Raw genomic sequence first — 13465 nt, 5'->3', positions numbered from 1 at the left:
GGATATCACTCCTGTCCATAGGGCCGGATCAGGGCGACGGCGTGAGCGGCAATGCCCAGTCCCTCCCCCGTAAAGCCCAGATGCTCCTCCGTGGTGGCCTTGACGCTGACCGCCCCTGCGGGCAGGCCAAAGGCGTCGGCCAGGTTCTGGCCCATGGTGAGGATATAGGGGGCCAGTTTGGGCCGCTGGCAGAGGATGGTGGCGTCGATGTTGACCACCTGCCAGCCCGCCTGGGCCAGGATCCGGCGGACCTGCCGGGCCAGCGCCAGGCTGTCCGCCCCCGCATAGGCGGGGTCGGTGTCGGGGAAGTGCCGGCCGATGTCCCCCAGGGCCGCGGCGCCCAGCACCGCGTCCATCACCGCGTGGGTCAGCACGTCGGCGTCCGAATGGCCCAGCAGGCCCTTCTCAAACGGGACCGTCACCCCGCCCAAAATCAGGGGCCGGCCCTCCACCAGGCGGTGGACGTCATAACCGTGACCGATGCGCATGGTGTTTCCTCCTTGTCTGGGGCGGGCCGAAGCGGGCAGGTCCTCCCGGGTGGTGATCTTGTAGTTGGCGTAGTCCCCCTGGGTCAGCAGCACCGGCAGCCCCGCCAGCTCAAACAGGCTGGCGTCGTCGGTGACCTGGCTGGCCTCCCCTTCCTCCAGCTGCTGCGACACCCGCAGATACGTGTCACGGTCAAAGCACTGGGGGGTCTGCACCGCGTACAGGGTGCTGCGGTTGGGGGTATAGTGGACCAGGCACTGGAGCGGGACGGACCGGCCATCCCCCGCGGCGCCGAGTTTGACCGTATCCTTGACCGGTACGGCCGGGATCGCCGCGCCCCACTCCTCCGCCCCGGCAAGGGCCTCCTGGATGACGGCATGGCTGACAAACGGCCGGGCCCCGTCGTGGATGGCCACCATCTGTCCCGACGCCGCAGCCACTCCCCTGCGGGCGCTCTCTGCGCGGGTGGCGCCTCCCGTCACCAGATGGACCGGCTTGCGGCAGCGGGCCGCTTCCTTTTGGGCCAGGGCACAGTCCTCCCCGGTCACCAGGATGATCTCCCCGATCTGGGGACATGTATCAAAGGCCCGGATGCTGCGGCCCAGCACGGTCTCCCCGCCCAGGTCAAAGGCCAGTTTATCAAAGCCCATCCGGCTGGATGTGCCTGCCGCCAGTATGACTGCCGATGCTCTCTTTTTCATCTGCTTGTTCCTATCCTTGCGCCTGCCCCGCCCCAAAGCGGCAAAGGCCCAGCATATCTTACAAAAATCCGATTATTATTATAGCGCATCGCCCTGTAAACTGCAACCATTTCACCGCATCCACACAAGAAAAACGCCCCCGCGGCTGCGGGGGCGCTGCAACAAATTCAGTTTGGGGTCATTTGTTGGCTCGTTTCTCTCAGGCCAGCAGGGGCTTCAGGGCTGCCGCCAGGGCATCCTTCTGGGCCTGGGCTTCGGCCAGATCCTTGCCCAGCGTGGTGAAATAGGTCTTGATCTTGGGCTCGGTGCCGGAGGGACGCACCACTACGGTGGCACCGCCTTCCAGGGTGTAGATCAGCACGTTGGCTGCGGGCAGGCCGGTCTCCTCGGGCTTCTCGTAGTCGGTCACCTTGACCACCTTGTGGCCTGCAAAGTCTGCCGGGGGATTCTCCCGCAGGCTCTTCATGATGCCGGCCATCTTGTCCATGCCGGTCAGGCCGGGGAATTCGTAGCTGTCCACCTTGTTCAGGTAACGGCCGTACTGGGCGTAGATTTCCTCCAGGCGCTGCTTGATGGAAGAACCGATGCTGCGGTAGTAGGCAGCCATCTCACAGATCAGCATCGAGCCGATGACCGCATCCTTGTCCCGCACATAGGGGCCGGCCAGATAGCCGTAGCTCTCCTCAAAGCCAAAGATGAAGCGGTCCACTTCACCGGCGGCCTCCAGGCCGGCGATCTGGTCGCCGATCCACTTGAAGCCGGTCAGCACGCTGCGCATCTCCACGCCGTAGTGGGCGGCAATGGCATCCGCCAGGGGGGTGGAGACGATGGACTTGACCGCCACCGGGTTCTTGGGCATGGTGCCCTTCTCGATGCGGCCCGCGCAGATATAATCCAGCAGCAGAGCGCCCATCTCGTTGCCGGTCACCAGCTCATAGCTGCCGTCGGGGCACTTCATGGCGATGCCCACGCGGTCGGCGTCGGGGTCGGTGGCCAGCATCAGGTCTGCGTCCGACTTCTCGGCCAGCTCCAGGCCCAGCTTGAGGGCCTCGAAGATCTCGGGGTTGGGGTAGGAGCAGGTGGTGAAGTAACCGTTGGGGTACTCCTGCTCGGGCACGATGGTGATATCGGTGATGCCGATGTCGTTCAGCACATGGGTGACGGGCACCAGGCCGGAACCGTTCAGCGGGCTGTACACCAGCTTGAGGCCGGCGGTCTTGCACAGGCCGGGCCGCACCTGGCGGGCCTCGATGGCCTCGTAGAGGGCCTGCTTGCAGTCATCCCCCACAAAGCGGATCAGACCCTGCTCCACGCCCTGGGCAAAGGAGATGTACTTGGCGCCGGTGAGCACGTCGGTCTTCTGGATCTCGTCGTAGACGATGGCGGCGGCGTCATCGGTCATCTGGCAGCCGTCGGGACCGTAGGCCTTGTAGCCGTTGTACTTGGCGGGGTTGTGGGAAGCGGTCACCATGATGCCCGCATTGCAGTTATAGTACCGGGTGGCGAAGCTCAGAGCCGGCACGGGCATCAGGGCGTCGTAGATCCGCACCTGGATGCCGTTGGCCGCCAGGACGCCGGCAGCCGTCTTGGCAAAGACGTCGCTCTTGATGCGGCTGTCGTAGCTGATGGCCACAGTCTGGGTGCCGCCCTGGGTCTTGACCCAGTTGGCCAGGCCCTGGGTGGCCTGACGCACCACATAAATATTCATCCGGTTGGTGCCGGCACCCAGCACGCCCCGCAGGCCGGCGGTACCGAACTTCAGTGCAACAGCAAAGCGGTCCTTGATCTCCGCATCGTTCCCCTCGATCTTTGCCAGCTCGGGCTTGAGATCGGCGTCCTCCAGATCGGCCGCCATCCAGCGCTTGTATTCATCCAGATACATTGTGAACACCTTACCTTTGCTTTCATATGCGGGAGGGCAGATTCCCCCCTTGGATATTACAGAACTCTATTTATAGTTTATGCTCTGGGGACAGGTCTGTCAATTCTATAATATGCAACAAGATTAGGGGCTTAAAACCGGCAAAAGGCACAAAAACAGGGCAGCGCTTTAGGTGCTGCCCTGGGTATCCGCATGGTTTTCAGAAGTCAGGCGGCCGGCTGGGAGGACCCGCTCCCGGCACTGGAGGCGCCGGCGTCCTCCGGGGCGGGGGCCGGCTCCCCGCTGAGCACCGACTGGATCACCGCCTGGGCCGCGGCCACCGACGCCTCGTCGGGCGTCATGACATACAGTTTCTGGCCCTGGGCCGAATAGCAGTGGGTGCTGGAAGAACTGGTGCCTGTGACGCTGCAGTTCTCGATGTCCCAGGCGGCGAAGTCCGACAGCTGCATCCGCACCAGCGCCGCGATCTGTCCCGAGGACAGGCTGGTGACAAAGTTGTCGGACACCGCCTCCAGCAGCCGGCTGTAATTGGTCAGCAGGGCGGGGCTCTTGATCTTCTCCAGCATGGCGTCGATCACCTTCATCTGGTTGATGCCCCGCTGGATATCGCCGGTGGCAAAGGCGTGCCGTTCCCGGGCAAAGGCCAGGGCGGCCGCGCCGTCCAGGTGGTTCCACCCTTCCACAAAGTCGGTGGGGTCATAGTAGCCGGGGCTGCCCACCGAGGTGAAGGCCGTATCGGAGTAGACGTCGATGCCGCCCAAAGCGTCCACGATGTCGATGAAGCCCGCAAAGTTGATCCGGACATACTCGTCCACCTGGATGCCGTAGAGGTCGCCCAGCGTCTGCATGGAAGTCTCCACCCCATACAGGCCGGCATGGGTCAGCTTGTCCTTGCTGTCGGTGCCGGCCAGGTCCACATAGTAGTCCCGGGGGGTGTTGACCAGGGCCACCCGTTTGGTCACCGGGTTGACCACCGCCAGGATGTTCACATCGCTGCGGGCATCCTCGGTCAGCTCGCCCCGGTTGTCCACCCCGCTGAGGTAGACCACAAAGGGCTGGGTGGTGATGGCCTGGGCCTCATAGTCAGTCTCCTCGTCCCCCATCGTCACCTTGTCCAGGGCGTCCAGGCCCTGCTGGGCCCAGACGCAGCCCACCGCCATGGCAGCGCTGAGCACAAGGGAGAGCAGCCGGGTCAAGGCGCCCCGCACCTTATACCGCTGGCATTTGAAGAACAGCAGCCACACCAGGGCCAGCAGCGCCCCCAGGATGGCCAGGTAATAGTTGGGCAGCATCCGGGTGCGGTACAGCTGGATGACAGCCGCTGCGCTCAGAGCCGCCTGCACAAGCAGGATCAGCATAAACAAGCCTCGTTGGATGGGATGTTGGGGCCGCCCCGGCTCCTCATGGCAGGGCGGCGCAGGGGGAGGGGGCGGTTCCTGATGGCTGGGCCGGAAAAAATCCGCCCCGTCCACCGGCACCGGCCCGGCAGGCGGCGCATCGTCGCTGCGCCGGATCTTCCGGGGCCGCTGGGGCTTATGCCCTGCCGGGGCCTGCTCCTCCGGTTCAAAGTCAAAATCCATAGGACAATCTCCTCTGTTACTGATCGGGCGCGATGGTCAGCACGGCCCGGGCGGGCAGACAGGTGGCGGTCTGGTCCTCGATGCGCAGCCAGCCAAAGCTCTCGCACACATGGTCGGGACAGGGGGAATCCACAAAGCGGGCCGCCCCGTCCTCCACCTGGATGTGGACGGTCAGGTAACCGGTATCCACATCATAGGTCCGGTCGACGTCCAGGGGCAGGTCCAGCACGGTGTTCTGATCGCCGTAGATCAGCTGGGCCTTCAGGGGGACCTCAGCGTCCCGGCCGGCGCCGCGCAGCAGCACCAGCGCCCCCGCCACCGCCAGGATCACCGCCGCAAACAGGACGTTGACCAGCCATTTCCGGCGGCTTTCAGGTCGTTTCTCACGCATCGTTCAGGGTCTCCAGTTCTGCCAGCCAGGCTGCCGCCGCCGCGTCGCTGGGCATACGCCAGTCTCCACGGGGGGACAGGGTGACGCTGCCCACCTTGGGGCCGTCGGGCAGGCAGCTGCGCTTGAACTGCTGGGCAAAGAACCGCCAGTAGAAGCTGCGCAGCCACCGGTACAGCACCTCGTCGGGGTATTCGGGCCGGCCCGCAAAAGCGGCCTGTGCCAGGCGGAAGATCTTGCGGGGCCCGAAGCCGAACCGCAGCACATAGTACAGGTAAAAATCGTGCAGCTCGTAGGGGCCTACCAGCTCCTCGGTGCGCTGGGCGATCTCCCCGTCCTTGGCGGGCAGCAGCTCAGGCGAGACGGGGGTATCCAAAATATCCAGCAGCACCCGGCGCAAAGCGTCCCTTGGGGCGGTGTCGGCCTCGTAGCGCACCAGATGGCGCACCAGGGTCTTGGGCACACCGGCATTGACCCCGTACATGCTCATGTGGTCCCCGTTGTAGGTGGCCCAGCCCAGCGCCAGCTCGGACAGGTCGCCGGTGCCCACCACAAAGCCCCCCTGGAGGTTGGCAATGTCCATCAGCTCCAGGGTGCGCACCCGGGCCTGGCTGTTTTCAAAGGTGACGTCGGGGGTCTGGCCGTCGTGGCCGATGTCCGCAAAATGGCTGCGGACCGTGTTGGTGATGTTCACTTCCCGGAAGGTGACCCCCAGCTCCTGGCAGAGGATCTCGGCATTGCTGCGGGTGCGCCGGGTGGTGCCGAAGCAGGGCATGGTCACCGCCAGCACATCCGAGGCGGGGCGGCCCAGCTGAGCCATGGCCCGCGCCGTCACCAGCAGGGCCAGACAGCTGTCCAGCCCGCCCGAAATGCCGATCACCGCCGTTTTGGCGTGGGTGTGCTCCAGGCGCTTGGCCAGGCCGTCCGCCTGCATCCGCAGGATCAGCTCGCACCGCTGGGCGCGGCGGCGGGGGTCGCCCGGCACAAAGGGGGCCGGGTCCACCCGGCGGGTCAGCGGGGTGACGGTCAGCTCCAGGCTGAACTCCACCCTCCGGTATCCCTCCTCCCGGGGCACAAAGCTGGTGTTGCGGGCCCGCTCGGCCTGCATCCGGGCGCAGTCCAGCTCGGTCTCGGCGTTGCCCCCTGCAAAGGGTTTGGCCTCGGCCAGCAAAGCGCCGTTCTCCGCAATGAGGTCGTGGCCCGAAAAGACCATGTCCTGGGTGCTCTCCCCATGGCCGGCCGAGGCGTACAGATACCCGCACAGCAGACGGGCCGACTGGTTTTCCACCAGGGCCCGGCGGTACTCCGCCTTGCCCACCGTCTCATCGCTGGCCGACAGGTTGGCGATCACCGTGGCCCCCGCCAGGGCATGGAAGGTGGAGGGCGGCAGGGCGCTCCACAGGTCCTCGCACAGCTCCACCCCCAGCACGAAGGAGGGCATCTCCCGGCAGCTGAACAGCAGCCCGGTGCCGAACAGGGTCTCCTGCCCGCACAGGCGGATGGTACGTGCGCCCCCGGGCCCGGGGGTGAAGTGCCGTTTTTCGTAGAACTCGCCGTAGTTGGGCAGGAAGGTCTTGGGCACCACGCCCAGCAGCCGTCCCCGGCAGAATACGGCGGCACAGTTGTACAGCTTGCCGTCCACCTGCAGCGGCAGGCCCACCAGGCCCACCAGATCCAGCGGGGCGCTGGCGGCCAGCATCTGCGCAAGGCCGTCCAGAGCAGCCTGCTGCAAAGCCTGCTGGAAAAACAGGTCCCCGCAGGTGTAGCCGGTCAGGGCCAGCTCGGGGAACACGGCCAGCTTGACGCCCCGGGCGGCGCAGTCGTTGAGGGCCGAGACCATCTGCCCGGCATTATAGGCACAGTCCGCCACCCGCAGCGCGGGCGACAGGGCGGCCGCTTTCAGAAAGCCATCCTTCATACAAGACACATCCTGTCCAATTTCAGCAAAAAAGTGGTTAAACCCGGGCTCCGGCCCGTTTTTTGTCGATGGGGCGGGCATACAGAGCCGGTCAGAGCTTTTTCAGTATACCACAGAGTGCCCAAAACGAAAAGAAACAATTTGTAAAAACCGCACATTTACCCCCGGGCCGGGACACAAAAAAGCCCCGGCCGGGCGGCATACGCGCACAGTCGGGACAGATACCGGCCGGCAAAGCCGCGGCCGGCGTTTTTGCAAAAAGAGGAAAACGAGATAGACCGTAAGCCGGGTTCTGTATTAAACGACGATCTGTCTAGGCCCGCCATTGCTGACGGGCTCGTGCCGCCTTCAGGACACGCGAGCAGCGTTTGTATGTCCCATATAGGCGTTGCTTCCGGTAGGGTTTACAAAGCCGGATGGTCACCCATCCGCTGGTGAGCTCTTACCTCGCCCTTTCATCCTTACCGCGCCGTGGGCGCGGCGGTTTCCTTTCTGTTGCACTTTCCCTGGGGTCACCCCCGGCTGCCGTTAGCAGTTACCGTGCTCTGTGAAGCCCGGACTTTCCTCAGGGCGGACCAGGCCGCCCCGCCGCCGTATGTTCCACTCGTTTTCCGCAGTCCATGATACCATAACCGCAAACAATTTGCAAGCGCGGCTCTTTTCTGGTATACTTATTTGGTTACTACGATCCAGCGAAAGGGGGCCGTGCCGTGCGGCTGTATTTCCCGGTGCCGGCCCAGGCGGGACCAGAGGGCGTCGTGCTGCGCAGCTTTTTGCGCAGCTGCCGGCTTTCCACCGACCTGATGCGGGCGGTCAAGTTCCAGAGCGGGGGCTTTTTCGCCGACGGCGCCCCCATCCTGGCTGATCGCCGGGTCATGCCCGGTCAGGTGGTCTCCTTTGACCTGCCCCCCGAAGGGGAGGGCTGTCTGCCCCAGCAGGGCATCCCCTTCCGGGTGGCCTATCAGGACTTTTTCGCCCTGGTGCTGGACAAGCCGGCGGGCATTGCGGTCCACCCCACCCTCAACTATCCCGGGGGCACCCTGGCCAACGGCTACGCGGCCTGGCGGCAGGCTTCCGGCGCCAGCACCGTTTTCCGCCCGGTCAACCGCATCGACAAGGACACCAGCGGCCTGGTGCTGGCGGCCCAGCACCCCTACGCCGCCCCCCTGCTGGCCCAGCACGTGGAAAAGCTCTACTACGCGGTGGTGGAGGGGGAGCTGCCTTTGGGCCCCGGCGTCATCGACGCCCCCATCGGCCGCCGGCCCGACAGCATCATCGGCCGGTGCGTCACCCCGGAGGGCAAGCCCAGCCGCACCGAGTATACCATTATAAGAGCGCAGGACGGCCTCAGTCTGGCGGCCTGCGTGCCGGTCACCGGGCGCACCCACCAGATCCGGGTGCACTTTGCCTCCATCGGCTGCCCCCTGGCCGGGGACGACCTCTACGGCGGGCACCGGGACCGGATCGGCCGGCAGGCGCTGCACTGTGCGCGCCAGCAGTTCCAGGTCCCCGCAGGCCGGGCCGAGGCGGACGGCTTCTGGTTCGACACCCCTCTCCGGCTGGTCCCGGTGACGGTGGAAAGCCCCCTGCCCGCCGACATGATTGCGTTATTTTCGTGAAAAGTCGGTGAAAGGTTCATCCAAATTCTGTGCAAAACCTTGCCTCATGGCCCAGGGAGTGTATAATTTAAAGAGAATGCAAAGGGCCTGGCAGCCGCTGGTCTGGCCGGGCCGTTCTTTTATGCCTGCAAGCATCTCTGCTTTTTGGATAGACCTACCCACACTCTATCGGAAGGAGAACCACGCTTTTGATTGACGAGAAGATCCAGGAGCCGCAGGACGAGCTTTCCCCCGCCCCGCCTCCCCTGACAATAAAAGGCCGGATGCGGGCCGCCTGGGCCCACGTCCAGTGCAGCAGCCTGCTGCGCCGGCACCGGTTCCAGCGCCGTACCCGCCGTCATATGGACAGCCTGGGCGCCCTTGTGTGCACCCTGCCCCTGGTCGGACAGGTGGGCGACTGGCTGTACTCCCTTGGCTTTTCGAGCGAATACGCCCTGATCCGCGCCGGGCGCGCCGTCCGGTCGGCAGCCCTCTGGCTGGCAGCCGCCTTTCTGGGGGCATGGCACAGCATCGCGGACATCGCCTTCCCCGAGGCGCGGGTGGTGCTGCGGGAATTCTTCGGTCCCCTGTACGTATTCTGCCGCGGCGTGCGGAACATCTGGGTCCACGGCGGCCAGGTGCGCCGGGAAAGGGGCTTCTGGGCCGGCATCGTGGCCGACCTGCAGTACTTAGGCCGGGGCGTGGTGCGCTATATGGGGCTGCTGCCCCGGATGGCGGTCTACCTGATGCCCCTGGGCGCGCTGGCCATCCTGCTGGCGGTGGTCCAGACCATGATGGGCAGCCCCTATACCCTGGCCGTGGAGGTCAACGGCATGACGGTGGGGTGCGTGGCCAACGAGGACGTATTCGACTCGGCCCGGGAAGATGTGCTGCAGCGCGTCAGCTATGCGGGCACCACCGGGGAGACCGAGCTGTCCATCCAGCCCACCTACCGGCTGGCCATCTCCAGCGACGTGCTGAACGAGAGCGAAATGGCCGACGCCATCCTGTCGGCGGTCAGCGACGAGATCTCCGAGGGCACCGCCCTCTATCTGGACGGGGAATTGACGGCGGTATGCGCCGACGGCGACCAGCTGCAGCTCTACCTGAGCGGCCTGCTGGAGCCCTATGAGGACCCCGGCGACCCCAATGTTTCGGTCAGCTTCAGCCGGGAGGTCACCCTGGAGGACGGCCTCTACTTCACCGACAGTTTCAAGGATTATGCCGATATCGTGTCCCTTTTGTCCGGCGTGCGCCAGGCGGAGCGGGTATACACCGTCGTGGCCGGCGACAGCATCAGCCTGATCGCCACCAAGAACAACCTGACCACCGCCGAGCTGTGCGAGCTGAACAACATCACCCCCGATGCGGCCATCTTCCCCGGGGACGAGCTGATCGTCACCCGGGAGGAGGCCATGCTGGAGGTGCAGATCACCCGCACCGTCAGCTGGACCGAGGAGATCCCCTTCTCCACCAAACAGACCCAGTCCAGCGAGTATGCCTTCGGCACCACCCGCACCGTCCAGGAGGGCGAGAACGGCGTGCGTACCATCACCGCCCAGAACCTCTACGACACCGACGGCAACCTGCTCAACCAGACCATCCTGAGCAGCGAGATCACCAAGGAGCCGGTGGACCGGGAGATCGTGGTGGGCACCAGGCTGCCCAGCGGCAGCGTGGCCCAGGTGGGCAACGGCACCTTCATCTGGCCGGTGCCCCAGTATACTTACTGCTCCCGCTGGTATTCCAGCAGCCACAAGGGCGTGGACATCTGCGCCCCCGCCGGCACCCCCATCTATGCGTCGGCCAGCGGCGTGGTATCCAAGGCCGGCTATGAACGGGCGGGCGCGGGCAGCGGCTACGGCAACTCCCTCATCATCAACCACGGCAACGGTTACAGTACCCTGTACGCCCACTGCCTGTCCCTGACCGTCAGCGCCGGACAAGCCGTCAGCCAGGGCCAGCTGATCGGCTATGTGGGCTCCACCGGACGCTCCAGCGGCAACCACTGCCACTTCGAGATCCGCCAGAACGGCCGTTACCTGCCCCCCCAGAACTACTTCAACCGGTGACCCGGGCAGCCGCCCGCTGCCCTTTTGCATCCACATCAGAAGGAGGTTTTTACCATGTCCACCCCGCACATTGCCGCCCAGCCGGGCGATTTCGCCAAAACCGTCCTGATGCCCGGGGATCCCCTGCGGGCCCAGTTCATCGCCGACACCTTTTTGCAGGATGTCCGGCAGGTGACCGCCGTCCGCGGGATGCTGGGCTTCACCGGCACCTATGAAGGCCGGCCCATCAGCGTGATGGGCAGCGGCATGGGGATGCCCTCCATCGGCATCTATTCCTACGAGCTGTTCAAGTTCTACGGCGTGGAAAACATCGTGCGCATCGGCTCGGCCGGCAGCTACACCGACAAGGCCAAGCTGTTCGACGTGGTGCTGGCCGCCGGCGCCGTCAGCGAGTCCAGCTACGCCAGGACCCAGAGCGGCTTTGAGGGCCACATCACCTTCCCCAGCCGCGAGCTGAACAAGAAGCTGCGCGCCTCGGCCCAGAAGCTGGGCATCCCCCTGATCGAGGGCAACATCCACTCCTCCGACGTGTTCTACCGCCAGCCCTCCGACGCCAAACCCACCTACTGGGAAAAGCTGCGGGACGAGCAGGGCTGCGTCTGCGTGGAGATGGAGAGCTTCGCTCTGTTTGCCAACGCCCAGGTGCTGGGCAAGCACGCTGCCTGCCTGCTGACCATCTCGGACAGCTTCGTCTCTCCCGAGATCACCACCGCCGAACAGCGCCAGAAGAGCTTTACCGACATGATGAAGGTGGCCCTGGGCGCCGACTACTGAGGAGGACGCCCCATGTCTGACCTTTCGCAGGCGGAAAAGCAGGCCTTGATCCGCGCCGCCCTGGATGCCCGCACCCGGGCCGTGGCCCCGTACAGCCGCTTTGCGGTGGGGGCGGCCCTGCGCAGCATCGACGGCCAGGTGTTCACCGGCTGCAACATCGAGAACGCCGCCTTCACCCCCACCAGCTGCGCCGAGCGCACTGCTCTCTTTACGGCTGTCAGCCAGGGGGTCACCCGCTTCACCGACATTGCGGTGGTGGGCGCCAAGATGGGCGAGGTGAACAAGCTGGTCACCGCCCCCTGCGGCGTATGCCGCCAGGCCCTGTATGAGTTCTGCGGGCCCGGCCTCAACGTCATCATGGCCAAAACGCCCGAGGATTACATCGAGATGAGCCTGGGCGAGCTGCTGCCGCTGGGCTTCGGCGCCGCGAACATCGAATAAAACCATCCAAAAAGCCGGCGCAAGGTGGATGCCTTGTGTCGGTTTTTGACAATTTAACGGAAATATTGTAAAGAATTTGTAATGTTATCCCGCTTGCGCCGTACACGATTTGCAGCTATACTGAAAGAGTAGAGAATGTGGACCTATGTGTCCGCGTCCCCGATCTGTCCGTGAATGGTTGCAGACAACTGTGAAAAAGGAGAGAATTCTTATGAATATGATTTCCCGTCGTAAGTTCATGGCCGTGGCTGGCGCAGCCGCTGCCGTTTCTGTTCTGTCCGCCTGCGGCGGCAGCTCTTCCAGCAGCACCGCCACCAGCACCGCTTCTTCCGCTGCCTCCAGCGCTTCCAGCGCCGCTTCCGAGGCTGCCGAGGGCGCTACCGTCTCGTATGTGGCCCTGTGCTGCGACACCGGCACCATCGATGACGAGAGCTTCAACCAGGCCTGCTGGACCGCTGTCCAGAACTACATGGGCGACAACTGCCAGTACTACATCCCCGAGGCAGACGCTTCCGATGAGGACCGCGAGACCATGATCCGCCAGGCTGTCAACGACGGCGCTGACACCGTGGTCTGCGTGGGCTACCTGTACGGCGCTTCCCTGGCCTGGGCTGCCGAGCAGTACCCCGACATCCGCTTCATCGCCATCGACGTGACCCAGGCCGACATCGGCACCGACGCCATCCCCTCCAACTGCTACTGCATCACCTTCAAGGAGGAGCAGGCAGGCTATCTGGCAGGCTACGCCATCGCCAAGGACGGCTTCACCAAGCTGGGCTTCCTGGGCGGCATGGCTGTTCCCGCCGTCATCCGCTACGGCTACGGCTACATCCAGGGCATCGACGCAGCTGCTCAGGAGACCGGCAATGCGGTCGAGGTCAACTACTTCTACGGCGGCCAGTTCTACGGCGACGCCAACATCACCTCCCGTATGGAGGGCTGGTACACCAGCGGCACCGAAGTGGTCTTTGCCTGCGGCGGCGGCATCTACACCTCCGCTCTGGAGGCTGCCATCAAGTCCAACGGCTACATCATCGGCGTGGACGTGGACCAGAACTACATCGGCGCCAACGGCGTGGCCGACGGCACCTACAGCTACAACCCCTTCATCACCTCTGCCATGAAGCAGCTGACCGTGGCCGTTGAGGCCGCCCTGGGCGACATCGACGGCGGCGAGTGGGTCAACATCGCTGCGACCAACGGCAACTTCGGCCTGCAGGAGGGCGACTACGTCGGCCTGCCCACCGCTGAGGGCAGCTGGAACTTCCGCACCTTCACCGTGGAGGAGTACGAGGCGGTCAAGGAGAAGATCGCTTCCGGCGAGATCGTCGTGGACAACTCCAGCGAGGACAGCGTCAAGCCCACCACCAGCGACCTGGTCACTGTCACCTACGTCCAGTAAACTGCGGTCTGCTGCATTATCCCATATCGTCCGGCAGGGTGCCCAAAAGGCGCCCTGCTTTTTTGTGTAAAAATACATTTTTTCGATGGTGCGTCCCACACAGGGCGCATTCGCTGCACATTCCTTTTCTTTTTTGCAAAATGCCGGATTTTTAGACCTTTTTTCCTTGCAAAGTATCACCAAAATACGTTATAATGGGTAGAGTTAGAAGAATGCGTCACCA

The 13465-nt window shown here is 64.3% G+C and carries 10 protein-coding genes and 1 other RNA gene; 5 read left to right on the top strand and 6 right to left on the bottom strand.

Annotation, left to right across the window (positions count from 1 at the left end; all coding sequences use genetic code 11):
• Positions 1 to 5 precede the first annotated feature (5 nt).
• The 6 genes from ispF to rnpB all read right to left on the bottom strand — a co-directional run bounded on the left by ispF (position 6) and on the right by rnpB (position 7562).
• Positions 6 to 1187, bottom strand: coding sequence for a 2-C-methyl-D-erythritol 2,4-cyclodiphosphate synthase (gene ispF / locus B5G12_RS05230; RefSeq protein ID WP_087324153.1), 1182 nt, complete (start codon positions 1185 to 1187; stop codon positions 6 to 8).
• 199 nt (positions 1188 to 1386) lie between these two features.
• Positions 1387 to 3069: a phospho-sugar mutase gene (locus B5G12_RS05225; protein ID WP_087324152.1), complete on the bottom strand. Its 1683-nt coding sequence runs from the start codon at positions 3067 to 3069 to the stop codon at positions 1387 to 1389.
• Between the two features lie 206 nt (positions 3070 to 3275).
• Entirely contained in the window at positions 3276 to 4649 is a 1374-nt protein-coding gene (locus B5G12_RS05220; RefSeq protein WP_087324151.1) for an LCP family protein, read from the bottom strand.
• A 16-nt stretch (positions 4650 to 4665) separates the two neighbouring features.
• Entirely contained in the window at positions 4666 to 5040 is a 375-nt protein-coding gene (locus B5G12_RS05215; RefSeq protein WP_087324150.1) for a NusG domain II-containing protein, read from the bottom strand.
• Positions 5033 to 6955 (bottom strand): NAD(+) synthase, encoded by a 1923-nt coding sequence (locus B5G12_RS05210; protein WP_087228409.1) that lies wholly within the window; start codon positions 6953 to 6955, stop codon positions 5033 to 5035. The genes B5G12_RS05215 and B5G12_RS05210 overlap by 8 nt, the downstream gene beginning before the upstream one ends.
• Positions 6956 to 7220: 265 nt before the next feature.
• Positions 7221 to 7562, bottom strand: an RNA gene (rnpB, locus tag B5G12_RS05205) — RNase P RNA component class A.
• Between the two features lie 103 nt (positions 7563 to 7665).
• Here rnpB and B5G12_RS05200 point away from each other — a divergent pair.
• The 5 genes from B5G12_RS05200 (at position 7666) to B5G12_RS05180 (ending at position 13242) form a co-directional block, all read left to right on the top strand.
• Positions 7666 to 8574: an RluA family pseudouridine synthase gene (locus tag B5G12_RS05200; RefSeq protein ID WP_087324149.1), complete on the top strand. Its 909-nt coding sequence runs from the start codon at positions 7666 to 7668 to the stop codon at positions 8572 to 8574.
• 188 nt (positions 8575 to 8762) lie between these two features.
• On the top strand, positions 8763 to 10625 hold the full coding sequence (locus B5G12_RS05195; protein ID WP_087324148.1) for a M23 family metallopeptidase: 1863 nt from the start codon (positions 8763 to 8765) through the stop codon (positions 10623 to 10625).
• Between the two features lie 54 nt (positions 10626 to 10679).
• Positions 10680 to 11399 (top strand): purine-nucleoside phosphorylase, encoded by a 720-nt coding sequence (gene deoD / locus B5G12_RS05190; RefSeq protein WP_087324147.1) that lies wholly within the window; start codon positions 10680 to 10682, stop codon positions 11397 to 11399.
• Positions 11400 to 11411: 12 nt separating this feature from the next.
• Positions 11412 to 11840 carry a cytidine deaminase gene (locus B5G12_RS05185; protein ID WP_087228405.1) on the top strand — a complete coding sequence of 143 codons (429 nt, stop codon included), beginning with the start codon at positions 11412 to 11414 and terminating at the stop codon, positions 11838 to 11840.
• Between the two features lie 211 nt (positions 11841 to 12051).
• Positions 12052 to 13242, top strand: a complete 1191-nt coding sequence (locus B5G12_RS05180) for a BMP family lipoprotein (protein WP_242955941.1) — start codon at positions 12052 to 12054, stop codon at positions 13240 to 13242.
• The last annotated feature ends 223 nt before the right edge of the window (positions 13243 to 13465 follow it).

It is taken from the genome of Faecalibacterium sp. An58 (assembly GCF_002161515.1).
Taxonomy (GTDB): Bacteria; Bacillota; Clostridia; order Oscillospirales; family Ruminococcaceae; genus Faecalibacterium; species Faecalibacterium avium.
This window is presented reverse-complemented; position numbering and strand designations above follow the sequence as displayed.

Bases quoted from the DNA above. Each gene is read 5' to 3' on its own strand.
- deoD (WP_087324147.1), top strand. From the start codon at position 10,680: ATGTCCACCCCGCACATTGCCGCCCAGCCGGGCGATTTCGCCAAAACC.
- B5G12_RS05185 (WP_087228405.1), top strand. From the start codon at position 11,412: ATGTCTGACCTTTCGCAGGCGGAAAAGCAGGCCTTGATCCGCGCCGCC.
- B5G12_RS05215 (WP_087324150.1), bottom strand. From the start codon at position 5,040: ATGCGTGAGAAACGACCTGAAAGCCGCCGGAAATGGCTGGTCAACGTC.
- B5G12_RS05225 (WP_087324152.1), bottom strand. From the start codon at position 3,069: ATGTATCTGGATGAATACAAGCGCTGGATGGCGGCCGATCTGGAGGAC.
- B5G12_RS05210 (WP_087228409.1), bottom strand. From the start codon at position 6,955: ATGAAGGATGGCTTTCTGAAAGCGGCCGCCCTGTCGCCCGCGCTGCGG.
- ispF (WP_087324153.1), bottom strand. From the start codon at position 1,187: ATGAAAAAGAGAGCATCGGCAGTCATACTGGCGGCAGGCACATCCAGC.
- B5G12_RS05220 (WP_087324151.1), bottom strand. From the start codon at position 4,649: ATGGATTTTGACTTTGAACCGGAGGAGCAGGCCCCGGCAGGGCATAAG.
- B5G12_RS05180 (WP_242955941.1), top strand. From the start codon at position 12,052: ATGAATATGATTTCCCGTCGTAAGTTCATGGCCGTGGCTGGCGCAGCC.